This window comes from Mycobacterium sp. 852002-51152_SCH6134967 (assembly GCF_001667105.1).
GTDB lineage: Bacteria > Actinomycetota > Actinomycetes > Mycobacteriales > Mycobacteriaceae > Mycobacterium > Mycobacterium neumannii_A.
The window spans coordinates 93,202-118,646 of record NZ_LZIK01000004.1 but is presented as its reverse complement, the minus strand read 5'-3'; the positions used below and the strand labels follow the sequence as shown (position 1 = coordinate 118,646).

At 65.9% G+C, this 25,445-nt stretch carries 24 protein-coding genes and 1 pseudogene; 13 read left to right on the top strand and 12 right to left on the bottom strand.

The window, feature by feature from the left end; genetic code table 11:
• Positions 1-460: 460 nt before the first annotated feature.
• On the bottom strand, positions 461-880 hold the full coding sequence (locus tag A5790_RS00675) for a pyridoxamine 5'-phosphate oxidase family protein (RefSeq protein ID WP_197696681.1): 420 nt from the start codon (positions 878-880) through the stop codon (positions 461-463).
• Positions 881-961: 81 nt separating this feature from the next.
• Here A5790_RS00675 and A5790_RS00670 point away from each other — a divergent pair, with 81 nt between their 5' ends.
• The 5 genes from A5790_RS00670 to A5790_RS00650 all read left to right on the top strand — a co-directional run bounded on the left by A5790_RS00670 (position 962) and on the right by A5790_RS00650 (position 7,229).
• Positions 962-1,837: a formylglycine-generating enzyme family protein gene (locus A5790_RS00670; RefSeq protein WP_066840561.1), complete on the top strand. Its 876-nt coding sequence runs from the start codon at positions 962-964 to the stop codon at positions 1,835-1,837.
• A 79-nt stretch (positions 1,838-1,916) separates the two neighbouring features.
• A complete protein-coding gene (locus A5790_RS00665) occupies positions 1,917-2,249 on the top strand; it encodes a hypothetical protein (protein WP_066840559.1) in 333 nt (110 codons plus the stop codon).
• 265 nt (positions 2,250-2,514) lie between these two features.
• The gene (locus A5790_RS00660) at positions 2,515-3,879 is read left to right on the top strand and encodes an NAD(P)/FAD-dependent oxidoreductase (RefSeq protein WP_066840557.1); all 1,365 of its coding nucleotides are present in this window, start codon (positions 2,515-2,517) and stop codon (positions 3,877-3,879) included.
• A gap of 78 nt (positions 3,880-3,957) precedes the next feature.
• The gene (locus A5790_RS00655; protein WP_082961510.1) at positions 3,958-6,294 is read left to right on the top strand and encodes an AAA family ATPase; all 2,337 of its coding nucleotides are present in this window, start codon (positions 3,958-3,960) and stop codon (positions 6,292-6,294) included.
• 284 nt (positions 6,295-6,578) lie between these two features.
• Entirely contained in the window at positions 6,579-7,229 is a 651-nt protein-coding gene (locus A5790_RS00650; protein WP_066840555.1) for a DUF2293 domain-containing protein, read from the top strand.
• An 81-nt stretch (positions 7,230-7,310) separates the two neighbouring features.
• On the opposite strand, the gene A5790_RS00645 is transcribed toward A5790_RS00650, so the two are convergent.
• From A5790_RS00645 to A5790_RS00630, 4 genes are read right to left on the bottom strand one after another with little or no spacing between them, the layout of a single operon-like run.
• Entirely contained in the window at positions 7,311-7,628 is a 318-nt protein-coding gene (locus A5790_RS00645) for a hypothetical protein (protein ID WP_066840554.1), read from the bottom strand.
• Positions 7,621-8,436, bottom strand: coding sequence for an SPFH domain-containing protein (locus A5790_RS00640; RefSeq protein ID WP_066840552.1), 816 nt, complete (start codon positions 8,434-8,436; stop codon positions 7,621-7,623). Before A5790_RS00640 ends, A5790_RS00645 begins: the two co-directional genes overlap by 8 nt.
• A complete protein-coding gene (locus A5790_RS00635; RefSeq protein ID WP_082961509.1) occupies positions 8,436-9,080 on the bottom strand; it encodes a hypothetical protein in 645 nt (214 codons plus the stop codon). Before A5790_RS00635 ends, A5790_RS00640 begins: the two co-directional genes overlap by 1 nt.
• On the bottom strand, positions 9,077-11,470 hold the full coding sequence (locus tag A5790_RS00630) for a nitric-oxide reductase large subunit (protein ID WP_082961517.1): 2,394 nt from the start codon (positions 11,468-11,470) through the stop codon (positions 9,077-9,079). Before A5790_RS00630 ends, A5790_RS00635 begins: the two co-directional genes overlap by 4 nt.
• A 160-nt stretch (positions 11,471-11,630) precedes the next feature.
• Here A5790_RS00630 and A5790_RS00625 point away from each other — a divergent pair, with 160 nt between their 5' ends.
• Positions 11,631-12,647 carry a TIGR03617 family F420-dependent LLM class oxidoreductase gene (locus tag A5790_RS00625; protein ID WP_066840550.1) on the top strand — a complete coding sequence of 339 codons (1,017 nt, stop codon included), beginning with the start codon at positions 11,631-11,633 and terminating at the stop codon, positions 12,645-12,647.
• 4 nt (positions 12,648-12,651) lie between these two features.
• Here A5790_RS00625 and A5790_RS00620 read toward each other — a convergent pair whose 3' ends face one another.
• Together A5790_RS00620 and A5790_RS00615 are read right to left on the bottom strand one after the other, a co-directional pair.
• Positions 12,652-13,530, bottom strand: coding sequence for a hypothetical protein (locus A5790_RS00620; RefSeq protein ID WP_066840548.1), 879 nt, complete (start codon positions 13,528-13,530; stop codon positions 12,652-12,654).
• A 63-nt stretch (positions 13,531-13,593) separates the two neighbouring features.
• Positions 13,594-13,947, bottom strand: a complete 354-nt coding sequence (locus A5790_RS00615) for a Fe-S protein (RefSeq protein WP_066840546.1) — start codon at positions 13,945-13,947, stop codon at positions 13,594-13,596.
• Between the two features lie 204 nt (positions 13,948-14,151).
• Between A5790_RS00615 and A5790_RS25270 the strand changes: the two are divergent.
• From A5790_RS25270 to A5790_RS00605, 3 genes and pseudogenes are all read left to right on the top strand, one after another.
• Positions 14,152-14,553 (top strand): annotated as a pseudogene (locus A5790_RS25270) (TNT domain-containing protein); the annotation flags it as partial.
• A complete protein-coding gene (locus tag A5790_RS00610) occupies positions 14,554-15,036 on the top strand; it encodes a hypothetical protein (RefSeq protein WP_066840544.1) in 483 nt (160 codons plus the stop codon).
• Positions 15,037-15,115: 79 nt separating this feature from the next.
• On the top strand, positions 15,116-15,448 hold the full coding sequence (locus A5790_RS00605) for a hypothetical protein (protein ID WP_066840543.1): 333 nt from the start codon (positions 15,116-15,118) through the stop codon (positions 15,446-15,448).
• A gap of 66 nt (positions 15,449-15,514) precedes the next feature.
• Here the strand turns inward: A5790_RS00605 and A5790_RS00600 are convergent, their stop codons facing one another.
• On the bottom strand, positions 15,515-16,072 hold the full coding sequence (locus tag A5790_RS00600; protein ID WP_066840595.1) for a bifunctional 2-polyprenyl-6-hydroxyphenol methylase/3-demethylubiquinol 3-O-methyltransferase UbiG: 558 nt from the start codon (positions 16,070-16,072) through the stop codon (positions 15,515-15,517).
• Between the two features lie 73 nt (positions 16,073-16,145).
• Positions 16,146-17,798: an NERD domain-containing protein gene (locus A5790_RS00595; protein WP_066840542.1), complete on the bottom strand. Its 1,653-nt coding sequence runs from the start codon at positions 17,796-17,798 to the stop codon at positions 16,146-16,148.
• A 167-nt stretch (positions 17,799-17,965) separates the two neighbouring features.
• Here A5790_RS00595 and A5790_RS00590 point away from each other — a divergent pair, with 167 nt between their 5' ends.
• On the top strand, positions 17,966-18,307 hold the full coding sequence (locus A5790_RS00590) for a DUF732 domain-containing protein (RefSeq protein ID WP_066840541.1): 342 nt from the start codon (positions 17,966-17,968) through the stop codon (positions 18,305-18,307).
• An 885-nt stretch (positions 18,308-19,192) separates the two neighbouring features.
• Here A5790_RS00590 and A5790_RS00580 read toward each other — a convergent pair.
• Positions 19,193-21,028 (bottom strand): DUF4407 domain-containing protein, encoded by a 1,836-nt coding sequence (locus A5790_RS00580; RefSeq protein ID WP_082961507.1) that lies wholly within the window; start codon positions 21,026-21,028, stop codon positions 19,193-19,195.
• A gap of 197 nt (positions 21,029-21,225) precedes the next feature.
• On the opposite strand from A5790_RS00580, the gene A5790_RS00575 reads away from it, so the two are divergent.
• The 3 genes from A5790_RS00575 (at position 21,226) to A5790_RS00565 (ending at position 24,633) form a co-directional block, all read left to right on the top strand.
• Positions 21,226-22,518 carry an alpha/beta hydrolase gene (locus A5790_RS00575; RefSeq protein ID WP_066840535.1) on the top strand — a complete coding sequence of 431 codons (1,293 nt, stop codon included), beginning with the start codon at positions 21,226-21,228 and terminating at the stop codon, positions 22,516-22,518.
• A 97-nt stretch (positions 22,519-22,615) separates the two neighbouring features.
• Entirely contained in the window at positions 22,616-22,927 is a 312-nt protein-coding gene (locus tag A5790_RS00570) for a hypothetical protein (protein ID WP_066840593.1), read from the top strand.
• A gap of 86 nt (positions 22,928-23,013) precedes the next feature.
• Entirely contained in the window at positions 23,014-24,633 is a 1,620-nt protein-coding gene (locus tag A5790_RS00565) for a peptide chain release factor 3 (protein WP_066840533.1), read from the top strand.
• A gap of 30 nt (positions 24,634-24,663) precedes the next feature.
• On the opposite strand, the gene A5790_RS00560 is transcribed toward A5790_RS00565, so the two are convergent.
• Both A5790_RS00560 and A5790_RS00555 read right to left on the bottom strand, forming a co-directional pair.
• Complete coding sequence (locus tag A5790_RS00560) at positions 24,664-25,074, bottom strand: type II toxin-antitoxin system VapC family toxin (protein ID WP_156656258.1); 411 nt, start codon at positions 25,072-25,074, stop codon at positions 24,664-24,666.
• Positions 25,071-25,328: a type II toxin-antitoxin system Phd/YefM family antitoxin gene (locus A5790_RS00555; RefSeq protein WP_066840531.1), complete on the bottom strand. Its 258-nt coding sequence runs from the start codon at positions 25,326-25,328 to the stop codon at positions 25,071-25,073. The genes A5790_RS00560 and A5790_RS00555 overlap by 4 nt, the downstream gene beginning before the upstream one ends.
• Positions 25,329-25,445 lie beyond the last annotated feature (117 nt).

Here is a 25,445-nt window from a genome sequence, read left to right as displayed (position 1 = left end):
CTCCGCCTTTACGATCATTACCCTATATTAGACACCGCTGCCGCCCGGAGTGTCAACGCGACCGGTCGGTGCCCCGCTTCCCTTTCGTTCTTCCCCCTTTCTCCCCCTTTGCCGCGAGCGTGCGGGTCTGCACACGACACGCCGCAAAATTTCGACAGTCTGCGCACGCTCGAAGCGGCGCGAGCGCGCGCATCAGGCGGTTGATTGCATTCGGCACGCCGTAACGAAAGCTCGCGGGCGAGTGTTCAGACGGCGGTGATAACCGCCAACTCTTCCACAGCGATGGTCGAAAACCGCCGCACCTCAACGTGAATCATGGCGCGAGTACCTTCAGGCGCGAAACGAGCACGCCCGTCGCATCGCGACGGTGCGCAAACCGCCGAGATTTCACGGCATGTCGCCTGCAAACACGCCCGCTCGCGCTAGAGAGAATGGCGCGCTGAGAGAGGAAGGGAAGGCGCTACTCCGACGAGTAGTCGAAACTCAACCAGCGCTGCGGGCGCATCCGGATGATGACCGATGTCGACGTGAGGTTCTGGTCGGTAAAGGTATTGCCTTCTTCTTCACCGAGGTAACGGATGGCAATCTCGCGAACGATCGCGTCATCGGCGGGTTCGATACCGGTCACGTCGCCCTCGGCCGTGACGTACCGATACGGCGGCGCCTCGTCCTGCGCGGTGATCGAGAACCGGCCGGCATCCTTGATCAGCCGGTGCTTGAGCGACGCCGACTCCGTCCACAACAACACCTCACCGCCCGGCTGATAGCCGTACCAGATCGGCACGCTCAGCGGCGCCCGGTCGGGGCGCTCGACGGCGATGACGCCCACGTGGACATCGGACAGGAACTTCACACGCTCATCGGTCGTCATTTTGGCCATGCTTCAGCCAACCGCTGCGACCACGCTCACATTCCCGTCGCGGTTCGGGCGGTCCCTGTCGCAGCGCCTAGCCTGGACGTGATGCTGACCGACCTGATCGAGCTGCCCGCGGGCATTTTCCAGATGGGATCAGCCGACTTCTATCCGGAGGAGGCGCCCGTCCACGAGGTGACGATCGAAGCGTTCTCGATCGAGCGCCACCCCGTCACCAACGCGCAGTTCGCCGAGTTCGTCGCCGACACGGGATACGTCACCCTCGCCGAACAGGAGCTCGACCCCGCCGCCTATCCGGGAGCCTCGCCCGACGACCTGGTTCCCGGTGCACTCGTCTTCCGCCCGACCCGCGGCCCGGTCGACCTGCGCGACTGGCGGCAATGGTGGACCTGGGTGCCGGGCGCCAGCTGGCGCCACCCGTTCGGACCAGAATCCTCGATCGACGACCGCCCCGACCACCCCGTGGTGCAGGTGGCGTATCCGGACGCGTCGGCCTACGCCGCCTGGGCGGGTCGCCGCCTGCCGACCGAAGCGCAGTGGGAGTACGCGGCGCGAGCCGGATCCCAGTCCTGGTACGCCTGGGGCGACGAGGCGCAGCCCGACGGACGCTTGATGGCCAACGTATGGCAGGGCCGCTTCCCGTACCGCAACGACGGGGCGCTCGGCTGGGTGGGCACCTCGCCGGTGGCCACCTTCCCACCCAACGCATTCGGTCTCGTCGACATGATCGGCAACGTCTGGGAATGGACGACGACGCCGTACGCGCCACGCCACCGTCCCGACGCCCAGAAGGCGGGCTGCTGCGCACCGCCCACCGGCGACCCGTCGAAATTCCAGACGCTCAAGGGCGGCTCACACCTGTGCGCACCCGAGTACTGCCATCGCTACCGGCCGGCCGCTCGGTCCTCTCAGTCGCAGGACAGCGCCACCACACACATCGGATTCCGCTGCGTCGCCGCGTGACGTTGTGCGACAACATCTTCGCCACGCCTCGATACACACGCGGACCGGACTTGTCGGACCCCGCGCATACAGTGCGGGCATGATCACTTCCGTCGCCATCGCGCTGGCCCGTCCGCGCGGGCCCTTGCTCCGCTATTCGGCCTGCTCGCAGGACCGATGTTGGACTGGAACCGTGCGTGCGGACTCGTTTGACACGGCGATTCTCGACGTCGTACGCCGGATTCGTGAGGAGGCGGGGGGCGAACGGATCCGGTTCGTAGTTCACCTGCCGCCGCGGAGCACACTGTGGGCGCTGCGGGACGAAATCGCCCTGTTGATGCCCGGTGTGCATTTGGAGCGGCCTCGGCTTACCGACGAGGAACTGATGCGCGCGGCGTACGAAGAACTGCGGGTGGAGGCGTCGACCGCCTGACCCGACTACGTTGAGCGACAACGGCCTTGACCGCCGAACTATCACCGTCGCACAGAAGCACTCGCGTAGGCGTTTGCGGCCGATCCACCGCCGCCATCGGTCGGTGTGAACAACGGCACGCGCGAGAACTTTGCCGACGCAACGGTTTATTGACACAAATAACGATCAGGCGTTGAGTCTAGGTGCCTTCGCGTCCGAATGAGGGCGCGCCGAGGCTTGCACCCGGCCGCCTGGCCCCGCGCAAACCGTATCGAAGGGGCTCGTCATGGCAGACGTGGACTATTGCGTCGTGGGTGCCGGATTCGCCGGTCTGACCGCGGCATTGCGCTTGAAGCAGGCAGGTCACTCGGTGGCGCTGCTGGAGGCCCGCGACCGCGTCGGTGGTCGCACATTCACCGAGGTGCGCGACGACGGGACCTGGATCGATCGCGGCGGCGCCTGGGTCGGTCCCGGACAGGACGCGATTTATGCGCTGATGAAGGAATTCGGGGTGCCGAGCTACAAGCAGTACACCGACGGCGACGCAATGATGTACATCGGCGGTAAGAAGCACCGGTACACCGGAACGATCCCGCTGTCGATGAGCCCGTGGGCGGTCGCGAACTTGGGTGCGGTCTTCTTCGAGTTGACGCAGATGTGCAAGGCGATCCCGGTGGAGGCGCCGTGGGCCGCCCGCAAGGCCCAGAAGTGGGACCAGATCAGCTGGGCGGCGTGGCTGGACAGGAACACGCTGTCGAAACCGGCTCACGAACTGCTCGAGAGTTCGGTATCCGGGCTGTATACGTCGGCGGCGTCGGAGATCTCGCTGCTGTTCGTGCTCTACCAGATGGCATCGGCCGGGGGCCCGAGCTTCGTACTGGGTGTGAAGGACGCGGCCGAGGATGAGCGACCCGTCGGCGGTATGGGCGCCATCCATCGAGCGGTCGCCGCCGAGCTCGGTGACGTGATCCACCTGTCGCAGCCGGTACGCAGCATCGAGCAGAACATCGAGGGGGTGACCGTTCGCTCCGAAGACATGGTGGTCAACGCGCGCCGGGCCATCGTCGCCGTACCGATCTCGATAGCGAGCCAAATCATCTACGAGCCAATGCTTCCCGCCGATCGTTCGTTTCTGCATCAGCGGATGCCAAGTGGGGCGGTGTACAAGATCGCGCTGGTGTTCGACGAACCCTTCTGGCGGGCCGACGGCTTGTCGGGACAGTCATTCGCGCCTGGATCCCCCGCGAACCTGACGATCGACTCGTGCACGAATACCGGGACTCCCGGGATGCTCACCGTCATCACCGAAGGACCGGAGGCTCGCCGGATGACGAACCTCGACGACGACGAGCGCAAGGGCGCGGTGCTCGCGGCTGTCGCCGAAAGGTTTGGTGACAAAGCGCTTTCACCGGTCGACTATGTCGAGCAAAACTGGTCTGTCGAGCGGTACTCCGGCGGAGGGATGATCGCCCACACGCCGCCGGGCGTGCTCACCGAATTCGGTCCCGCACTCCGAGAACCGTGCGGACGCATCCACTGGGCCGGTACCGAGACCTCGGCAGTGATGTACGGCTTCATCGACGGGGCGGTGCGGTCCGGCGAGCGGGCCGCAGCGGAGGTCATCGAGCGCGAAGCGATGGCCGTGGTCTGACCGCGGACTGACGAGGCTCAGAAGCGGGCCTCCACAGCGCCGGGTTCGTGGCTTCGCGCCGCGGGTACTGTGCCACCCGTGAGCGTCGAACTGATCCTCACCGACGAGTTCCGGGATGCCTTGGCGCTCCTTTCCGGCGGCAAGCACCTGTTCCTCACGGGCAAGGCAGGCACCGGCAAGTCGACGTTGATCCGTCGGTTCATGGCCGAGACCGAACGCAACGTCGTGGTGGTGGCGCCGACGGGCATCGCGGCGCTCAACGTCGACGGCTACACCATCCACCGGCTGTTCGGGTTCCGGACCACGACGACGCTTCACGACGTCACCGCCGGCCAGTACCGACCCGGCCGGTTCGCCAAGACCCTGGCGTCGTTGCAGACGTTGATCATCGACGAGGCGTCCATGGTCCGCGCGGACGTCTTCGACATGGTGGCCACCGCACTCGAACGCTTCGGCCCCGAACCGGGAGCACCGTTCGGCGGCGTGCAGATCGTGCTCGTTGGCGACCTGTACCAGCTTCCACCGGTCGTCGGCGACGGTGAGGAAGGCTACTTCACGACGGTCTACGACACCCCGTACTTTTTCTCGGCCCGCAAGTTCGTCCGCGACGACTTCCCCACCATCTCGTTGACGACGGTGTTCCGCCAACTCGGCGACAACCGAATGACCGCCATCCTCAACGAAATCCGTGAGGGCGTGCTCTTGGGCCACGCCCAGGAACAGCTCAACGCCCGCGCCGACAAAGACTTCGTACCGCCCGACGACGAGTTCTGGCTGACGCTGGCGCCGACGAACCGGCTGGTGACCGCGCGCAACCGTCAACACCTGGAGCGGTTGCCCGGCGACGAGATGCGCCACTGCGCCCAGGAGTCCGGCGATCTGTCGCTGTTCGACAAACCGATCGAGGACGAGCTGCGGTTCAAGGTCGGCGCGCAGGTGATGATGCTCAACAATGACCAGGGCGACCGGTGGGTCAACGGCTCGATCGGACGCGTCGTCGGTGTCGGTTATGACCGCTACGGCGCGGTCGTCGAGGTCGAGTTCGCCGACGGGTCCTGCGCGGAGGTCACGCCGTTCACCTGGGAGGCCACGCGACCGGTGGTCGACGGCGGTGCGCTGCGGCGTGAGGTGATCGGGACGTTCACCCAGTTGCCGTTCAAGCTGGCGTGGGCGATCACCATCCACAAGAGCCAGGGCCAGACGCTGGACCGGGTGGTCGTCGACCTCACCGGCGGCATGTTCTCGACGGGACAGTTGTACGTGGCGCTAAGCCGCTGCACCTCGTTGACGGGGCTGGTGCTCAAACGCCCTGTGCTGCCCAAAGATCTGAAGACCGACCGACGGATCGCCCGGTTCCTTCGCAGCTCGGTCGGCAGCACGACGGCGCGCAAGTACTGCGCGATCGGCATGTTGACCGTCGGCGACGAAGGCCGGATGTCTCGACCCCGGCCAGTGGAACTGGCGGTGGCGTTCGACGACGGCACCGCGATCTCGACGCTGGTCAACCCGCAGCGCGATCTTGCCGATGCGCGAAGTGCCTATGGCATCAGCGTTTCCGATGTGTTGCTGGCGCCGACCCTGCGCGAAGCGTGGGCGGTGATCGCGCCGATGCTAGCGGGCTGCACTCCCGTCGGACCGGAGATGGACGAGACGCTGGGGCTGATCGACTTCGAGCTCAAGAGGCTCGGGCATGTCGCGGTGATGCCACTGGGCATCGAACTTCGTGGAGCGCGCGTGTTGGGGCGAACGGCGTTGGAACGGGCACGGTCTGCCCTAGCGGCGCACGCACAGGCCGACGTTGACACCGGCTCGACGGCATTCGAGGAACCCGAACCGGCGGAATCGGTTTCGGGACTACTGGTCAGCCGCGACCCGGACGTTCCGACACCGAACGCCGAGCATCTGCCCGGGTTGTCGGCGCTGTTGCGGATCAGCCGCGACGTGGGGGCGGTGATGCTGGGCGCGTCGGTGCGCCGAGACCTCGACTCATCATGGGATGCGGCAGCGCGGTCGGCGGTGGCCGACCAGTTGCGAGCGGCGGCTTCTCGCACACTGCTGCCCGACGAAGTGGTCGCCCGCCTGCACGACGCGTCAGCGCTGCTGGGCATCGATGTGGTGAGTGACGCGGTGTTGGTGGCGCGGCACGATATCGAAGACGCACTGGTGCCAGGGGCGCGGATTTGTTTCACCGGAACGGCTTTGGATCCGTCCGGGCGTGTGGTGGAGCGCGAGGAGATCGAGCGGCTGGCCGAGAGGGCCGGCCTGAAGCCGGTGCGGTCGGTGACCAAGACGCGGTGTGAGGTGCTGGTGACGGCCGAGGCGGGCACCCAGTCGGGTAAGGCGCGCAAGGCGCAGGAGTACGGCAAGCCGGTGTTCACCGCCGAGGAGTTCTTCACGTGGCTTGCTGATCGTTGACCGCACAAGTCTCCGTCGCACCATGCCCGCAACTGCACGGCGATCTCGTGCGCGTCGTCTATCGCGCCGGAGGCGGTGGCGATCATGAAGTCGAACCGGGCATCCTCGCCGGCGATGGCCGACAGTGCCACAGCTTGCATGGAACGCCCCTCGGTTTCAGCCTGTCGACGCACGCCTCGGCCTGCTGTTCGCTGGTACGGAGTGTCATACCCATGCAGGTGGTGATACCGCGCTGATACCAGAGTCGAACCCGTCGTGTCGGACCATCGACGTACGGTCGGCGCATGGTGGGCGGAGACGCACGAGTCAGACGTGCCGAGCAGGTACCGGATGCCACGAAGTGCTCCGAATGCGACGTCGCGGGTGAGGTTCTGCTCAGAACCAAGTCCGGCGCGGTGTGCCTCGACTGCGCCGGGCTTGGTCATTTGGAGTTCCTGCCCGCGGGCAGCGCCGCGCTCACCCGGCGCGCTGTGAAGTTCAGCCGATCGCCGGTCGTCGTGATGCAGAAGAGCCTTCGGCGCTTCCCCTATCGGGGGCAGAGCATGTACGAGAGGCAGGGCATCCTGGCCGAACCGGCCGCGATCGAGGCGGCCGCGCTGGCCAGCCTGGCTGACGCCGGTGTACCCGGCACTGACGGCATCGCTGAGCTGATTCGGGAACTGTTCCCCGGCTGTCCGACCGATCGCGCCGCCGCCATCGCGCTGCACACCGCCGCCAGTTTGCGTGGTCGAGGCCGCCAACGCTTGACGGCGCTCGAGATCGGAGCGGGCGCGGTCTGCCAGGCGGTTACGGCGTCGGTGCTCCACGTCGACACCGAGTACGACGAGTTGGTGGCGTCGGGCCTCGACCGCGAGACCGCGCGGGCGCGCGTGTTCAACCGTGTCAAGGAGGTGCTTCGCGCTTGGCGCGACGGCGTCTCACTGCTCGACACCTGATCATGACCGTCGACCCTGCGTTGAGGGCGCTCCAAACCGCGAATCCCGCGCCCTGACCGCAGGATCAACGGCGTCACGGGCTCAGGGTTCGACGGCGTCCCTGCGGTGGAAGTGCCGCCACAACCGCGCGCCGCCCGAAAGCGCCACCAGCACCCCGATGCCGCCGATCACGATGCCGGTGAACAGCGACAGGAACATCGGATCGACCGACTCCCCCACCGTCCCGGCTCCGATCATGCCGCCGACCAGAAAACCGAACAATGGCGCCAGGACGGCGACCGCCCCTCCCAGCAGCGCCCGCCACAGGCCGGGCGGGGTGGGCTCCAGGATCACGGGACGGCCATCGTCGACGGCACCGGCTTCGTCGACGGTCGCGGGTTCAGGTGTGTTGCTACTCATCGGATTTGACCCTCCTGATGTGCGGAATAGCGCCGCCGGGAACCGTCGAATCGTCGCGCGAACCCTCGAGGAATGGGCGCACAATGTCCATGGGAATCGGGAACACGACGGTCGAGTTCTGGTCGGCGCCGAGCTCGAGCAGCGTCTGCAGATAGCGCAGCTGCAACGAGGCGGGGCTCTCGCTGAGCGTGATCGCCGCGTCCCGCAGTTCCGTCGACGCCTGCAGCTCACCGCGCGCGCTGATCACCTTCGCCCGCCGCTCCCGTTCCGCCTCGGCCTCGCGGGCCATCGCGCGCTGCATCATCTCGGGGATCTCGACGTCCTTGATCTCGACGACCTCCACGACGATGCCCCACGGTTCGGTCTGTTTGGCGATCGAGGCCGCGAGATCCTCGTTGAGATCGGCGCGATGGGCGAGCAGGGTGTCCAGGTCCGCACGCCCGACGACCGAACGCAGCGTGGTCTGTGCGATCTGCGATGTCGCAATGGCGAAGTTCTCTACGGTCATCACCGATTTCGTCGGATCGGTCACCCTAAACAGCACGACGGCGTTGACCCGCGCGGTGACGTTGTCGCGGGTGATGACCTCCTGCGGCGGGATGGTCAGCGTCATTGTCCGCAGGTCGACCCGCACGAGCTTGTCGACACCGGGCACCACGACCACGATGCCCGGCCCAAGCGGCCCACGCAGCCTGCCGAGACGAAACGCCACACCCCGCTCGTACTCCTTGACCACCCGGATCGAGGCGACCGCCAATGCCGCCAGCACGATGGCCAAGAAGATGAGGACCACGATCCAGGGACTCATCAGCGCACCTCCCGGTGTTCGGTTCGCCGGTCGGAGGCATAGGAGCTTCGACGGCGAATCTCTGCCTCGGCCAACTGCTTCCGCTGTTCGATGTTGTCGTCGAGCGTCTGGAACACCACACCGTCCGGCACGGCTTGGGTGCGGCGCAGGTGCGACCACAGCGGCAGCGTCGCCAACCCGACCACGACGGCGGAGCCCAGAAGCAGCAGCGCCTCCGGCGCGGTGTCGGCCGCCAACGCCGTCGCCACCGGCAGGACGACGGCGATAACGCCGACGGCACAGGCGATTCCGCGGTGAAAACGGGCCGCCTCCGATGCCGGCCAACTGTCGATCGCCCGGCTCACCTCGCGGCCGTCGCGCGACGAGGTACAGGTGTGTTTGACCGGGCAGGCGTTGCAGATCGACGGGGTGCCCCGGTAGCGCATGACCCGGTTGTCGGGGTCAAACGACGTGGGCCACAACCATTGATCTTCCGGGCACTGCCAGGCGTCGTGGTCGTCGTGATATACGAATCCGCCCATCCGGTGTCCCTCGACCTTGGCCGCGGCCCGGCGGGCGAAGGTGTCGATGCCGTATGCCACCGCGACGAGTGCAACGGCATACCCGATGGTCAGCCATGCGGCGATGCCGATGCCGGCGATCACGGGCCCTCACCGCTCTCGTCGGGAGCCACCCTGCGGTCGGAGGCGTAGCGGCTGCGGCCGGGTACCGCCATCCCGGTGCGGTCCTCCTCCGCGTGCGCATGCTCCTCGACGAACAAGGTCTCGGCGGGCAGCGTGTGCGTGGTCGCCTTGATGCCGTGTCGCACGCCCAGCCATGCAATCCAGAGGAACGGGAGGACGCCGCCGATGATGAACAGGAAGTCGCCGGGCATGCGCAACCACTCCAGCACAGCGTTACTCGACTGCGTGATGTAGTTCAATGTCCGCGCCTCGTAGTAGCCGTCGTTCACCGAGTGCCACAACTGCAGGACACCGAGCGGGAGCAGGGTGGCGAACACCATCCACGCCAGGCCGATGTTGAGTGACCAGAACGACAGCTTGGCCAGCTTCTCCGGCCAGCGCTGCGGCGGGATGATGTAGCGCAAGGCGAACAGCGCCAGGCCGACGGCGAGCATTCCGTAGACGCCCATCATCGCCCCGTGCGCATGGTTGGCGGTTAGCGCGGTGCCGATCTGGTAGTACGACACGATCGGCAGGTTGATCAAGAAGCCGAAAATGCCTGCGCCGACGAAGTTCCAGAACCCGACAGAGACGAGGAACATCACCGCCCACCGGTGGGGGAACGGCGCGCTGCTGCGGGATTGTTGCCGCGAACCGAGTTGCAGGAACGTCCACGCCTCGACGGTCAGGAACGTCAGCGGGATCACTTCGAGAGCGGAGAAGAACGCACCAAGAGCCATGTGCTCCACCGGTGTTCCTGAGAAGTACAGGTGGTGCATCGTTCCGATGACGCCGCCCATCGAGTAGAGGATGACGTCGAGGAAGATCAATTGGATGGCGATCTTGCGCCGCACGACGCCCAGCATCACGAAGATGTAGGCGACCATGACCGTGGTGAACAGTTCGAGGAAGTCCTCCACCCACAGATGCACCACCCAGAATCGCCAGAACTCGGCGACGGTCAGATGCGTCTCCGTGCCGGCGAGCATGCCGACGGCGTAAAACGCGGGGATGGCAAGGCCGGCGTAGAAGAACAGCCACGGCATGTTGAGCTTGCTCTCGGTCTTCAGCCGCGACCTGATGGCGCGGAAGATGATCGCCATCCACAGGAACAGCCCGATGACGAGCAACGCCTGCCAGAACCTCGGCAGGTCGAGGTACTCCCACTGCTGGTCGAAGAAGATCGAGCCTTTTGCCCAGTCGACGCCGAACGTGCTCAGCGCAGTGCCCACCAGCGTGCCGGCGACGACGACGAACAGCGCGCCGAGCAGACCGTAGGTCAGCCACGACTGCCTGCGTGGTTCACGGCCGGAGATGATCGGCGCCAGGAAGATTCCGGCGGCGAGGAAGGATGCGGCCGTCCACAGCAGCGACAGCTGCACGTGCCAGGTCCGCGCCAGGTTGAACGGGAGGATCTGCGCCAGGTCGAGGCCGAAGAAGTCGCTCAATTCGGCACGGTAGTGCTCGATGGCGCCGCCCAATATCGCCTGGGCGAGGAAGAGCACCGCGACAACGAGAAAGAACCAGGCGGTCGCCTTTTGCGACGGGGTGATCGCCACCTCACCGGGTTGGCGGAACTTCAGCGATGGCGTTTCGGTTGCGTGCCAACCGATTTTGCGGCTCCATCGGCCGTAGAGGGCGAACAGCGCGCCGAGCCCGGCGAGCAGCGCGATGAGCGACATCGCCGACCAGACCAGGATGTCGGCGGTAGGCGTGTTGTTGACGCGCTCTTCCGGTGGCCAGTTGTTGGTGTAGGAGTAAGAGTGGCCGTCACGTTGCGCCGCACTGGCCCAGGCGGTCCAGCTGAAAAACGCTGTCAGCTCCTTGATTTCCTGCGGGTGGGTGATGACCTGCGGGATGAGGCCGTATTCGGTGGAGTCGGTGCCGAAGAGGTCGGCGTAGTAGTTACGGATCTCTTCGAATGCGCTTACCTGCTCGGCAGTGAACTGCAGGGTTCCTGTGGCCTCGTCGTAACGGTTGGTCCGCATCATCTCGACGACGGCGGCGGTCGGATCCTGCACTCCGGCGTCGCGCAGCTCCTGTCCGACATGGTCGGCGGACAGGCGAAGGTATTCGGCGGTGTAGTCCGGTCCGAGATAGCCGCCGTGGCCCATCACGGACCCGTACTGCTGCAGCCCGCGGCGCAGGAAGATCTGCTGGCCGGCGGTGATGTCCTGCGCGGTGAAGAGTGTCTGGCCGTCGGGGCCGACAACGCGCTGCGGCTGCGGCATCGAGTCGGAGTAGGTCCTGGCGGCCAGCATGCCCATGATCAGGAAGCCGAAGACCATGACCAGGGCGACGCCTTGGACCCAGCCCTTCGATATGGCGAGTTCGGCTTTGCTCGGAGCGGGCTCCAAGAACTGCTCGGTCATTGCCATGCCCTCCGACGAGATCGGGTTCATATTCGAAGCGTGTTGCCAAGGTAGCGAAACGCGGCTTCAAATTGGTGGAGGTTCGAAATTCCGCGTCGGCGTTCGTAGTTGAGTGAAGCCTTTCCAAACTTCCGGGACGACTCGGGCGTAGGGTGCGACTGTGCATGTCGACGTGATGACCACCCCGCAACCGCTGCAAGACATCGGTGACCTGGCCAGGCGTACTCAGGCGGCCGGATTCGACGGGTTGTTGTTCACCGAGACCGGCCGCACGCCGTACCTGAACGCGGCGGTGGCGGCGCAGGCCGCGCCGGGGCTGGAGTTGTCGACGGGTGTGGCGGTGGCTTTCCCGCGTAGCCCGTTCGTGACGGCGGCGACGGCGTGGGAGTTGCAGGAGGCCTCGGGCGGCCGGTTTCGTCTGGGCCTGGGTACGCAGGTGCGCACGCATGTGGTGCGCCGCTACGGGATGGAGTTCGAGCGTCCGGGTCCGCGGCTGCGCGATTATGTGCTGGCGGTGAAGGCGTGCTTCCATGCGTTTCGGACGGGCAAGCTGGAACACCGCGGGGACTTCTACAGCCTGGACTTCATCACCCCGCAGTGGAGCGCGGGACCGATCGACGCGCCGGATCCGATGGTGGATGTGGCCGCGGTGAACCCGTGGATGCTGAGGATGGCTGGCGAGGTGGCCGACGGGATCCATGTGCATCCGCTGGGCGAGCCGGGATATATCGCGCGACATGTGCTGCCGAATGTGACTGAGGGAGCTGCGAAGTCGAGTCGATCACCGGATGATGTGGCGGTAATCGTGCCGGTGATGACCATCGTCGGCGACACCGACGAGGAGCGTCACCGCGAGCGGGAGCTGGTGCGCACCAGCATGAGCTTCTACGGCAGCACGCCGAACTACGCGTTCATCTGGGACGAGGCGGGTTTCGAGGGCACGACGGCGCGCATCCGCGAAAAGCAGAAGGCTGGTGACCTCAAGGGCATGGCGGAGTGCATCACCGACGAGCACATCGCGACGTTCGCGACCGAGTCGACGTGGGATGGGTTGGCGGACACGCTCATCGAGAAGTACGGCCCGGTAGCGTCACGCGTCGTGCTGTACAACGCGCTGGCCGATCCGGAGCGATTCGAGCGTTACGGCGAGGTGGCGCAGCGCATTCGGGCCCGGTAGCGGATCACCACTCGCCGCCGCATTCGGTACAGGTCCAATCGTCGTTGAGACGGCGGGTACAGCCGCGGTAGTCGTCCCACGGCGGGAAGTCCAGATGGAAGACGTGCCCGAACTGCGCGCTCTGTGTCCGTTGGGCGCCGCAGTAGGGGCACCGCGGATGCTGGGAGAACAGGTAGTCGATCAGGCTCGTGAAGCCGCCGTCACGCATGGCGGTGTCGCAGCGCAGGCACAGTACGCCGGGCCAATCGGCGGGAAGCTCAGGCAGCCAACACTTGTCGGGTATCGGCCCGTAGAAGTAGGTCGGCACGTTGGTGGCTTCCATGATCACCGGCTGAGGTTGCGGGCGTTCGGGGAAGTCGACGGTGCGGATGCGGAAGGCGTCGCGGGCATGCTGGCCGAGCAGGTCGAGAACGGCGCCACATCCGGTGCACCTGCCGCGGCAATGGAGCAGGACGGCCGCCGCGGCCAAGGTGGAGTGGCCGAACCGGGTCGACCGCTTGGCCCCGGCGTCACAGTCGGTCAATGCGAGGGTCATGCGGGTGGCCGCGTCGCCGCGAAGCTGCCACACCTTGCGCGGGTCCTCGTCGTCGGCGAACCTCACGAGCCGTGCCACGGTGTCGAGATCCACCAGACCAGGGCTCGGCAGGCCCCAGGTGATTTCGGCGCGGTCGAAGCGGCCGTCGGGACCGATGCGGCCGAGGCGCGTCATGACCGACGGCGGATCGGTGTTCAAGACGATGGCCACAGGGTCGCCGACGTGGGCTTCGCCGAAGCCGTAGCGCCACGGCCGGTAGGGCGAGCGATCCTCCAGCAGAGTGATCACCGCGTCCTTCCAGTCGGCTCCTTCGATGATGTGCAGGCGTTCGGTTGCAGTTTGCGTCACTACACCATTATTCCAGGTGGGTATGACAATTCACTGTTTCGATAGTTTGCTGTCTGTGTTAGGTCACCACAGGACGGCGATGGCAGCGGCGGTGAACGACAGCACGCCGATCGACCAGAACATCGGGCGCGGGATCGGGTTGCCGGTGCGCTTCTGACGGGCGCTGCCCATGCCGAGCAGTCCGCCGAGGACCACCAGAATGACGAGCTTGATGCCGATCTTCGGATAGTTGAGCTCGATGCCGGCGGGCCACGGCGCGGCGAGGGCCAACCCGGTGAGAAGCGAGAGCAGCAAGCCGTAGTCCATGGCGCGGGTGGTTCGGAAGCGCTGGGCGAGGGCTTCGGCAACCCACCCGCCGAACGTGATCGCGAAGCCGACGATGTGCGACAGTACAACTACGTTGCGTAGTAGCTCCATGGGGAGAGCTTATCTTGGATGGCTTCGATAGCGCAGAATCGACGCAATGAGGCTGAGCGGCATCAGTCGCCAATCTCTGCACTCGAGAGAGTGACTGACGGCCCGGCTGGCCGACCAGAGCCGTCGAGCCGTCGCTCAGAGCCATCGCTCAGAGCCATCGCTCAGAGCCATCGCTCAGAGCCATCGACCGAATCAACGTTTTGCCCCGACTTCACCAATCCAGACGGCAGTCTCATCTATCCCGACGACAGCCTGCCCAGTAAGCCCTATGCGATCCCGGGCACTGTCGTGCCTGAGGTCGAACTCCCCGCAGGCACTGAGCTCGGACGCTTCGGCTACCCCGGGGGTACCTATTTGGCCCCAGAAGGAACGCCCTTCGCCGAACTGTCACTCCCACCAGACAGCGCCACGAAGCCATACTTCAGAAATGTCGTAGACGACCCCACCGCACTTCCGCCTGGCTGGCGCATTGAACAATCACAAGCAGCACCCTGGTTCAATCAACCCGGCGGCGGAACGCAGTACCGAGTCATCGCTCCACCAGGCATAGAGCCATCAGTAGAAGCTCTACGTCGATCGGGCTACCTGAAGGGATTAGGTGAATAGATGCCAGACTTCTCACGCCTCTCGAAGAACTGGACTGAATGGTCCGCCAAGATGGGGATGGCTAACGTCTCGGTCTCTCCATCCCTGGACCACACCGAGATTGGGTTCACATCCGATGATCAATCGTTCTACCTCCGGCAGGAGGACGGTTGGTGGACCGTCGACGTAGTAAACGACCGAGGCAGACGATATAACGACATCGCCAAACTATCCACGTTCGATCTCGCTGAAATATTCCTCGTTTGGAGATGGGGCTCGACGATGCGCGATGTGCTTGGCCGCAAGATGTTTGATCCCGAATTGTATTCGCTAGGCCGCAGCGAAGACGTCGTCGTTCTACCAACCGCTAACGAGTGGATATTCGAGCTACAGTCTGGCGCAGGCCGAGCTCATCTCGCCGAGCCAGATGCGACAATCTTCAGTCATTTGATGTCGAAGTCCGTCGATGAGGTTGAGCAGATGGTCGAGGAAGGTATCACGTAGTGCGCTCTGTCCAAAAGCTTTTCGCCGGGATTGTGATCATGACGAATAGCCACAACTGAGACTCGTGAGAGGAGGATTCGTGAGCCTATTTCGGAAGAAGAAGCAGTCCGAGTCACCTGCTCCCCCCGATGACCGGGTCTACTACTCCACTCCGTTCGGTGACACACCGGACGGAAGGACGATGTTGTTCTTGCTGGAGCGCGAGGGTGTTCGTTACATGCCCGCTTTTCGGAGCGTGGAGTCGATGAAAGAGTTCTACGGGCGCATGAACCGCGCCGCGTACATGGTCCTTGAGGGTGACGTACAGACTTTGATGGACTCGAACCGCTCAATTGAGCTGATGCGGGATGTCGGTCTCGTGATTGAACCTTTGAGTGACAATCCGGTCATCATCCCTCCCGACAATGACTGACGTTGAGACTGAACAGGGTTGGGGTGGTACGGCGACCACACGCCTAGGGTCGCGGGTCTAGAGTCGTCAGATCCGCACCGCTTTTCTCGCCAGCAGCCACGCTTCGCCGTCGCCTTCGCCCGCGGCGATAACCGTGAGTCCGGCGAACGCGGTGGCCAATTCCCCCGGCGCGACTCGAAACGCTCCCGGCTCCGCGCCGACAACGCTCAGCGCCGAGATCGCCAGTAGCCCACCGGGTGCCAGCCGCTCGATGATCGGTTGGTCAAGCCGAGAGTCTCGGAATCGGTGGCAGACAACGGCATCGGCGGACGGACCTGCGGGTAAACCCAGATCGAGATCGACGACGTCGAACCGGCATCGATCGCTAACACCGCTACGAACGGCGAGGTCCCGTGCACGCCGGATGGCCGTCGCCGAGATGTCCACTCCCCAAACATCCATGCCGCGGCGCGCGAGCCACAAGCTCGCTGAGCCCAACCCGCACGCCAAGTCCAGTGCACGTCCCTCGGTCGGAAACTCGTTCGCAAACGGAGCGAACACGGCAGGGAGCTCGGCCGCAACCGCTCGCGGTGCCTCGCGGTTCTGATACCGCTCCTCCCAGCGAATGCGGTCCTGCTCACTCACGCAGTTCAGCGTACGCAACGTCCCCACTTGAGGACGTGAAGCCCAATCGTCAATCCACGAAAGCTTGACGGCGTCATCCGATGTTGAGCCGACGCGCCAGATCCGGCCCACCGACGTCGCGGACGAACTCTGGGTCGCCGCACACGACAAGTCGGTCGCGTGCCCGCGATAATCCGACATAGAGCCGTTCGCGGGAGCGCTCGAATTGGCCAGAATCATTGACCACCAACACCACCGCGCGCCGCTCGAGACCCTTGAATCCGAGTACATGGCCGTAGAACACCTGGTCTGCATCCCAGAAGCTGTCCCAGTACGCCTTATGGCCGGCCTTCTGTCGTTCCGCCTGTTCGGGGTGTCGGCTGCCGGTCGTCAGCAACGCGAGATCCTCGGGCCGCCAACCTTCTTCGAGGAGCGCCTCGACCTGATCGTCGCCGACGCTCATCGCGTCGTCCCGGCTGCAGGCGACGAATTCGACGGCGGGCCCCTCTCCACCGAGAAACCGCATCGGGTGATCGACCAAGGGTTGGAACGCCTTGGCGATCTGGCGGGTGTTGCGCAAATTGTGGTCGAGGATCAGCGGCACCAACGGCACCGGAGGTGACCCGTACCGATTGAAGACGCGCTGGCCCTCGTCGGTGAACACGTACAGCCCACCCTCGTCGGGATCTCTCAGCGCGATCAGCAGCGGTTCCCACCACGAGTCCGCGAAGTCCTGCGCCTCGTCGACGACGATGGAATCGAATCGGTGTCCAGCTTCGAGTTGCATTGCCAGCTCGGCCATTTGCACGGGAAGGTCGTGCTCCCAGAACTTGACGGTCTCCTCGGTGCGCAGCGATTCGTCCGGGCCCGCGGGGGCGCCCCACAGCACGCCGAGGGCATGGAACTCGCCGACATAGCCGGGTCGCTGGCGCCGCGGCCAAGTGGCGGTGATGCGCTCCAGATACGACGCGAGTCCGTGCGAATAGCAGACGAGTGCGACGCGCTGGCCGCGCTGCGCCAGGCGACGAGCCTGTTCCATCGCAAGGAAGGTCTTGCCGCTGCCGGCGCCGCCGCGTACCTCGATGCGGTGGAGTAACCGTGTGGCGTCGAGAATGACCGCCTGGTGTTCGGTGAGCGCATCAGCGGCATCCTCGTTGGCCAGCGCTCGGGCGACGACGTCGCGCTGGGGCAGTCCCCGCCCGCTGAGCGCGGTGACGATCTGTTCGATGCCGTCTTGGTTGAGCAGCGGACGGACGAGTTCCTGGCTGATCAACACGTGCCGAAGTTTGCCGTCGATGTCCTTGAGGTCGTTGCGGTCGATCACCTTCCAGCGCGGGCAATCCGACAGCGCGAAGTCATCGGGTAGTTCGGTGTTGGGCAGCACGACGGCGTGATCCCAGCGCAGTCGGCCCTGTGTCCAGCGGGGGTCCTTCTCGATGTAGTCGCGCAGGGCGTAGCAGGCTTCGCGGGCCTGGCGGACGGGCTCGATGGTGCATTCGCGCCCACCGCGTTTCTGGCGCCACTGCTCGCCGTCGTGCCAGACTTCACCGCCCTTGACTTCCAGGCAGACGATGCCTGCGCCCTCGATGGCGACAACGAAGTCGACCTCATGGTCCTTGAGGTGGTCGGTGACGCGTTGGCCGGCGACGACGAGGTCGTTGGGTTGCAGTTGCTCGACGAGCGCCTGGTAGACGCGGCGCTCGGCGCGGTTGGCCAGCCGCGGGGTGTCGGTCGGCGTGATGGTCATCGGGCCATCAGCTCCACACTTCGATGCAACCACCGCATGTCATGCCCTCCCCCAGGAACCTCGTCTCGATGTTAGCCACAGGCTCCGTCACTCCGGTCAGACCCGTGCGGCGGATTTGTCGGTGGTGAGGTTTACCGTCAATCTCGAGCGCTAATTGAGGGGGAATCATGAGCGCACGTGGGGGAATTGCAGTCGCGCTCGCGGTGTGCGGGGCGGTGGCGTTGTCGAGTCCGGCACGCGCCGATCAGTACGACTTCATCGCGCAGCTCGACAGCATGGGGGTCTACTACAGCTCGATGCTCGACATGATCGACATCGGCAAGGAGTTGTGCCACGAACTGCGGTTCGGCGTGCCGCCACCGGCGGTGCTCGACAAGCTGCAACGGACGGGGTTCGCGCCCGCGGAGTCGGCGATCGTCCTGTTGTCGGCGGTCAACACGATGTGTCTGGACGCCAAGCCGGCGGTCGTCGAATGGGCGCGCGGCCTGGGTTATACCCAGCCGTTGTAGGGCACGAGATGTTCGCCATCGGACGAGGGCAGCCATGATGGCAAGCCGTGGCCCGGATTCCGGTGGTGCGGCCGGCGTCCTCGGCCTCTTGATCCTGATCTCAGTGGTCATCACCTACTACTGGGTCTTCATCGGGATAGGCGTGGCGATCGGATTGTCTTTCGCTGTCCGGGCGCTCGTACGTCGAGAACGAGAACGCCGGCTCGCCGCGGCCCGCGAAGCCGAGATCTTGGCGCACCGCGCCGACCGGCAGCATCGATGGGCTCGACGCGGCGACAACCGAGGCATCTACGGCGTCGAGGGGGCCGACCTGATGTGGTCGATCTCAGTTCCACCCGCGGCACCACCGACCGAGACCCCCGACGACGGACGTGTCGCTGCAATCGCCTACACCGCAGGGGACCTCGACATTCTGCTGAGGGAAAGGCCTACGGAGTGGCGGTTGGCGGCGTTCGTGTCGGTGTTGGTTCAACGCCTCGAAGAGGTGACACCGCGCATCCGCGATTGCCGGCTGCACTACCCGGCCGCGCGGGGCCACTATGCGCGAAACGGTAGGGAGGTAGCTTCTTTCGTCGAGGACTGTCTCGACGACCTGTCCGAACTCGGTGCCCGGCTGGGCGCTTTCATGGCGGCACCGGCCCTCATGGACGTGCTCGACGACAACGATGCCGACGCCGACGCCGTCGTGCACGTGGCCAACCGACTGATGGACTTCCACGAGCGGTTCCTCGAACTGGCCGAGCGATGTCGGGACGCCAGCGTGCCCTCGGCGTACACCGGGCTGCTCACGGACTGCGCTCAGCTGATGGCCATTCCGCTGGAGGGTTACCGGGTGTTCATCGACGAACTCGTGGAAATCGTCGACGAGATGCCTGCGGTCGTTCGTTATGCACCGGGGGATGTCGATTGGGGAACGGTGACACTCGAGATCGTTACCGACAACGCCCTTTTCAAGCGAATCGAGAAGCAGGTGCGCTCGGCCGCGAAAAGCTGGCGCCCGGGCGGCAGTTCGCGCGGACCACGATGTCCGCGGAGCTCACGCGCGCCTTCGCCGGTGAGTTCGCCGCGACCCTCGCCTCTCGTCACTGCGGATGCGTGTTCCGCACCGCCGCCGATCCGGCCATAGTGGTGTTCGTGATCGTCGTCTCGGACGGTCGTCGCCCATGCAGCGCCTGCCGCATCGGAAGCACCTTCGTCCACAACTTCTTCCATGTGGGTACTCACCTTGCGGGTGCGGCGCATCGAGAAGTGAATCTCCTCGGTCTCCTCGAGGATGTGCCGCACACCCCGCAGCGGCTTGGTGGTGGTGTCGATGGCGTTGGCGATGATCGGCGGCACCAGTGGACGAATCCAGCGCGCGGCGGCGCGGGTGACATCCGGGATAGCGGGAATCAGTGAGCGCCCGCCCTCGCCGGTGGGCTCCACCGAACGGTCGTCGTCGACCGGCGCGGGCAGGTTCTGGGGTGTGACAACCTCAGGCGTCTCGATGGAAGGCGCCTCGGCCGCGACGAGACTCGCCGCTTCGGCCTCCGCGGCGATCGGCAAGTACACATCCTGAGGCTCAATGATGCGCTCGGCGCGTGCGGAAACAGCCGGCTCGATCGCCTCGATCACCCGTCGGCGCTGCTGCTCCCGGTCGATCTCCAGTTGCGCCTCGACGGCCATCCGCGCACTGGCCAGCTGCTGCTCGGCCCACAAGTTCTCGATCGCGGCCCGGACCTCGGCCCGTTTCACCGCGACTGACGTGTCGGCCTGCAGCTCGGCGCGATCGCGCTCGACATCGGCGGCGATCCCCCGATCCTGCGACGTCTCGCCCCGCCACAGCCGCAGGATCAGCGGCAGCACGGCGAGCAGGACGAAGAACCCGTCCACGAGCAGCCGCAGCATCAGCGCACCAGCCTCGCCCAGCGTGTGGTCGTTCATGGCGACCCATCGCGCGCCCAGCCCGCGATCCGCTTCGCCCGCGGCGGCCTGCCGGGCGTGCGACAGCGCCTGCTCGCTGTCGGCGACCTGGGCGTCGAGCTCGGGAGCGCGACGGTCCCGCTCGGCCAGCGCGGCGTCGAGCGCGCGCTGAGCGTCGGCGAGGAAGTCGTTGGCCGTCCGGTTCTCGGGCCCGGCGCCGGGCACACCGGTGATGAACGTCTGGGGGCAGTCGGGCCTCGGGTTGAACTCACAGCGCGCCACGACGAGCGCTTCCTGACGGTGTTGCACGGCCCGCTCCACCGCCGCGTCGAGCTCATCGCGCGCCGCGCGGCTGCGGTCCAGGTCGGACGCGGCCCGCGTTACCGCCGACGTTCCGTCGGCCGCCATCGCCGCCCGCTCGTCCAGCAGCCGATCGACCGATCCGGAGAACACGACGACGGCCGCGAGTTCACCCACGACGATCCCGACGGCCACCGCCACGGCCGCACGTCCGACTACACCGGCACCCCGGACCGCCCCGGCCGCCAGCGCACGGCTCACCGCTCCGACCAGCAGCCCGAACGTCGAGGTCACCGCGGCGACGGCCGCCAGCGGCCAGGTGGTCGACGAGGCCAGTGCGGCGGCCGCCACCAGCCACGCCAGCAAGGCCGCGACCAGCACCACCACACCTGCGCTGACCAGCGTCGACTGCTCATGGCGGGCGCTCAGGTCACGCCGATCGCCTCCGGCGAGCCAAACGAGCGCAGACGCGACCGGTGAGACATCGTGATTCTGCCGAGAAACTCTGTGGGCGGACATGGAAACTCCAACATCTTCCGTGCTCTACCAGGCGTGATGAGGCGCAGACCGACGACCATGTCGGTGCTGTGCACCAGGCGGAACCCCCCGCGGATCGCACCATCACGCCGATGCGAATGCCGAAAGTCTCCCATACGCCACCGGCGCCTGTCCGTTCCGGAGGACGCCGCGTCGGCATCGCCTCGTATCGTGACCGAATGCGCAAGGATCGATTCCTCCACATCGCCAGGCAGGTCGCGGCGCTGGTGGTCACGGCGGTGACGGCGGCCTCGACGCTCAACGGCTACCGACCGTTGGCGCGTAAGGGCTACCCGTCGATCTTCTCGTTCGGCTTCGGTCTGGTGGTCAGCGAGTTCCCGCTGCAGACGCTGGTGAGCCAGCTCGGCGGACTGGCGTTGACGGCTCGGCGGCTGACCCGTCCGGTGCAGATCATCGCCTGGGTAACGGCCGCCATCTCGGCGGCTGGACTGCTGAACTTCAGCCGCGCGGGTCACAAGGCCGCCGCCCCGCTGACCGCGGCTCTCGACAAGGGCCTGGGGACGCGTCGCCGCACCGACTCCACAGGCCTGTGGCGCCGGCCGGCCGGCGGCGGCACCGCCAAGACGCCGGGCGCTGTGCGGATGCTGCGGATCTACCGCGACTACGCCCACGACGGCGACATCAGCTACGGCGAATACGGCGGCGCCAATAAACTCGACATCTGGCGGCGTTCCGATCTCGACCGAAACGGCAAGGCGCCGGTGCTGTTCCAGATCCCCGGCGGCGCGTGGGTCACCGGAAACAAACGCGGACAAGCGCATCCGTTGATGAGCCACCTCGCCGAGCTCGGCTGGATCTGCGTGGCAGTCAACTACCGGCACAGCCCGCGCAACACGTGGCCCGACCACATCGTCGACGTCAAGCGCGCGCTGGCGTGGGTCAAGACGCATATCGCCGAGTACGGGGGCGACCCGGAGTTCATCGCGATCACCGGCGGCTCGGCGGGCGGGCATCTGTCGTCGCTGGCGGCGCTGACGCCCAACGACTCGCGGTACCAGCCGGGCTTCGAAGACGTCGACACGCGGGTGCAGGCCGCCGTCCCGTTCTACGGGGTTTACGACTTCACCCGTTTTGAGGATGCAATGCACCCGTCGATGCCGGAGTTGCTCGAGCAGATGGTCATCAAGCAACCGCAGAAGACAAGCTTGGAGACGTATGCCGACGCGTCGCCGGTCAACCACGTCGCCGCCGACGCTCCGCCGTTCTTCATCCTGCACGGCACCAACGACTCGCTGGTTCCCGTCGAGCAGGCGCGGGCGTTCGTGTCGAAGCTGCGCGACGTCAGCACCCAGCCGGTCGTGTACGCGGAATTACCGTTCGCGCAGCACGCTTTCGACATGTTCGGTTCGGCGCGTGCCGCTCACGCCGCGGTGGCCGTCGAGCACTTCCTGGCCGAGATCTACGCGAACTGGCAGCAGACGACGCAGCCGGCGAGCCTCCGCTCGTCGTGAGGCAGGGGCCGCTGCTATTGCGCGGCGCGGACGACGAATGCGCGACGGCCACGATTCATGCGTCAAACAGGGCTGGGCCGGCGGTAGGCTCGCGAGCGTGGAGCCTGACAACCTCGAAGCCCGCGTGGAGGCGCTGGAAACCCAGGTCCGTGGGCTTGCGCAGCGGGTACAGGCCAGTGAGCAGGACGCCGCAGCTGCCCGCGTCCTCGCCGGCGCGGCCGACCGCGACGTCACCGAATTCCACAACGAGCTTCGCGACTTTCGTCGGGCCACTGTCTCCGGCTTCAACGCCTTGCGCGACGACATGACTGATTTGCGCAGCGAAATGCGCGGAAAACTCGACGTAGCGGCCGCAGGCCAACAGCACATCGTTGACCTCCTGGGAAGGCTCATCGCCGATCAGGGCTGAGGCTCGGCGAGTCGGCCGATCATGACGTCGCCATACAGCGTCCGATTACTGGTTTGTGCTGCGGAGCCAATACCATCGCTGACGCTATGACCGAGATTGCCGTGACGGCTGCTCCGAGTGCCGACGCCTCCCCACCTGGCCGTATCTCCGCCGAAGCGGGCCGGCGCAGGACCTTCGCCGTCATCAGCCACCCCGACGCCGGCAAGTCCACGCTGACCGAGGCGTTGGCGCTGCACGCCCGGGTGATCACCGAGGCGGGGGCGGTGCACGGCAAGGCGGGGCGTCGCGCGACGGTGTCAGACTGGATGGAGATGGAGAAGTCCAGGGGCATTTCGATCACGTCGACGGTGCTGCAGTTCCCGTACCGCGACTGCGTCATCAACCTGCTCGACACTCCCGGTCACGCCGACTTCTCCGAAGACACCTACCGGGTGCTGACGGCGGTCGACTGCGCGGTGATGCTCATCGACGCCGCCAAAGGCCTTGAGCCACAGACGCTGAAGCTGTTCCAGGTCTGTAAGCACCGCGGCATCCCGATCATCACGGTCATCAACAAGTGGGACCGCCCGGGCAGGCACGCCCTCGAGCTCGTCGACGAGATCCAGACCCGGATCGGGCTGCGCCCCACTCCCCTGACCTGGCCGGTCGGTATCGCTGGCGACTTCAAGGGCGTGCTGGATCGCCGTGGCGGCCAGTTCATCCGGTTCACCCGCACCGCGGGCGGTGCGACCGCTGCGCCCGAGGAGCACATCGCAGCCGACGATGCGCACGCGGTCGCCGGCGACGACTGGGACACCGCGGTCGAGGAGTCCGAGCTGCTGAGCGCCGACGGTGGCGACTACGACCGCGAGGAGTTTCTCGCCGGGACCGCCTCGCCGACGCTGTTCACCTCGGCGGCGTTGAACTTCGGCGTGAACCAACTCCTCGATGTGCTGGTCGAACTCGCACCGTCGCCGAGCGGAGCGGTCGATGTCAACGGGACTCGTCGTGCAGTCGAATCACCGTTCAGCGCTTTTGTTTTCAAGGTGCAGGCCGGTATGGACTCCGCGCACCGCGACCGCATCGCCTACGCGCGCGTCGTCTCGGGAACATTCGAGCGCGGCGACGTGCTTACCCACGCCGCCACCGGTAAGCCGTTCGTCACCAAGTACGCGCAGTCGGTGTTCGGCCAGCAGCGCGCCACGCTCGACGATGCCTGGCCCGGCGATGTGATCGGACTGGCCAACGCCGCCGCACTGCGACCCGGCGACACGCTGTATCGCGATGTGCCCGTGCAGTTCCCGCCGATCCCGAGCTTCTCCCCCGAGCACTTCGCTGTCGCGCGTGGCACCGATCCGAGCAAGCACAAGCAGTTCCGGCGCGGTATCGAACAGCTCGAGCAGGAGGGCGTGGTACAGGTGCTGCGTTCGGACAAGCGCGGCGAGCAGGCGCCGGTGTTCGCGGCGGTGGGCCCGATGCAGTTCGAGGTGGCGGTACACCGGATGGCCGCCGAGTTCAGCACGCCGATCGCGTTGGAGCCGCTGCCGTATCAGGTGGCGCGCGTCGTTGACCCCGCCGATGCGGAGTTCATGGACAGGCAGGTCTCGGCCGAGGTGCTCACCCGCAGTGACGGAGTCATGCTGGTGTTGTTCTCCACCCCGTGGCGGCTGGAGGGCTTCCAGCGGGACAACCCCGACGTCAAGCTCGGGTCGCTGGTGGCGGCGTAGGGATTCGGAGGGTCGCCTACGGGCTAGGGGTCAGACGCGGATTATCACGAGGCCGGCGATGCCCTCGAGGGCATCGAAGTCGCTGTCCTGCGTGACGACCGGCAAGTGCTTGGCAGCTGCGATGGCAGCGATCCATAGATCATTGACTCGGACGCGTCGCCCCGCCTCGGCCAAGCGGACACGTAGCAGCGCCCAAAGTTGGGCCGCCTCCTCGTCGACCGGCAACGCGGTCATATCAGCGATCGCATCCAACGTTCGGAGGCGACGCGCCCGGATCTCAGAGGTCTTCGCCGCGAGCACGCCTGCGTTCAGTTCGGCTAGTGTCACGACAGTCGTGGCGAGTTCATCAGGAATCAGCGACGTCTTCAGTTGATGCCCGCTCTCGTCGGCGATGAAGACCGAGGTGTCGAGGATGCCGGCCGGCGGCCGATCTGTTGTCACAACTCGTCGAGTTCGTCGGTCGTTTCGCCGGCGAGCTCCGCGAGGTCGTCACGCAAACCGGGGTCCGCCTGGCTGGCCTCGAGCCGTTTGACCAACTCTGTCTTTGATATCCAACGTCGACGCGTCGGCTGCACGGCGGCGATCACCGCGACGGCTCGCCCGTTCACCGTGATGGTCACCTCCTCGCCCCCCTGGACTCGACGAAGCACGCCTGCTGTGTCGTTTCGCAGTTCGCGAGACGCAACAGTGGACATGCTACGAGCGTAGCACAAATGTAGCACACCGTCGCCGCGCAATTTCGGTGCGCTCAAGCCGGCTGGAGTTATGCCGCTGAGCGGTCGTAACGGCCTTCGGGCACCCGGTTCTTTAGC

Bases quoted from the DNA above. Each gene is read 5' to 3' on its own strand.
- A5790_RS00675 (WP_197696681.1), bottom strand. From the start codon at position 880: ATGGCCAAAATGACGACCGATGAGCGTGTGAAGTTCCTGTCCGATGTC.
- A5790_RS00670 (WP_066840561.1), top strand. From the start codon at position 962: ATGCTGACCGACCTGATCGAGCTGCCCGCGGGCATTTTCCAGATGGGA.
- A5790_RS00665 (WP_066840559.1), top strand. From the start codon at position 1,917: ATGATCACTTCCGTCGCCATCGCGCTGGCCCGTCCGCGCGGGCCCTTG.
- A5790_RS00660 (WP_066840557.1), top strand. From the start codon at position 2,515: ATGGCAGACGTGGACTATTGCGTCGTGGGTGCCGGATTCGCCGGTCTG.
- A5790_RS00650 (WP_066840555.1), top strand. From the start codon at position 6,579: ATGGTGGGCGGAGACGCACGAGTCAGACGTGCCGAGCAGGTACCGGAT.
- A5790_RS00645 (WP_066840554.1), bottom strand. From the start codon at position 7,628: ATGAGTAGCAACACACCTGAACCCGCGACCGTCGACGAAGCCGGTGCC.
- A5790_RS00640 (WP_066840552.1), bottom strand. From the start codon at position 8,436: ATGAGTCCCTGGATCGTGGTCCTCATCTTCTTGGCCATCGTGCTGGCG.
- A5790_RS00630 (WP_082961517.1), bottom strand. From the start codon at position 11,470: ATGACCGAGCAGTTCTTGGAGCCCGCTCCGAGCAAAGCCGAACTCGCC.
- A5790_RS00615 (WP_066840546.1), bottom strand. From the start codon at position 13,947: ATGGAGCTACTACGCAACGTAGTTGTACTGTCGCACATCGTCGGCTTC.
- A5790_RS00610 (WP_066840544.1), top strand. From the start codon at position 14,554: ATGCCAGACTTCTCACGCCTCTCGAAGAACTGGACTGAATGGTCCGCC.
- A5790_RS00595 (WP_066840542.1), bottom strand. From the start codon at position 17,798: ATGACCATCACGCCGACCGACACCCCGCGGCTGGCCAACCGCGCCGAG.
- A5790_RS00590 (WP_066840541.1), top strand. From the start codon at position 17,966: ATGAGCGCACGTGGGGGAATTGCAGTCGCGCTCGCGGTGTGCGGGGCG.
- A5790_RS00580 (WP_082961507.1), bottom strand. From the start codon at position 21,028: ATGTCCGCCCACAGAGTTTCTCGGCAGAATCACGATGTCTCACCGGTC.
- A5790_RS00575 (WP_066840535.1), top strand. From the start codon at position 21,226: ATGCGCAAGGATCGATTCCTCCACATCGCCAGGCAGGTCGCGGCGCTG.
- A5790_RS00565 (WP_066840533.1), top strand. From the start codon at position 23,014: ATGACCGAGATTGCCGTGACGGCTGCTCCGAGTGCCGACGCCTCCCCA.
- A5790_RS00555 (WP_066840531.1), bottom strand. From the start codon at position 25,328: ATGTCCACTGTTGCGTCTCGCGAACTGCGAAACGACACAGCAGGCGTG.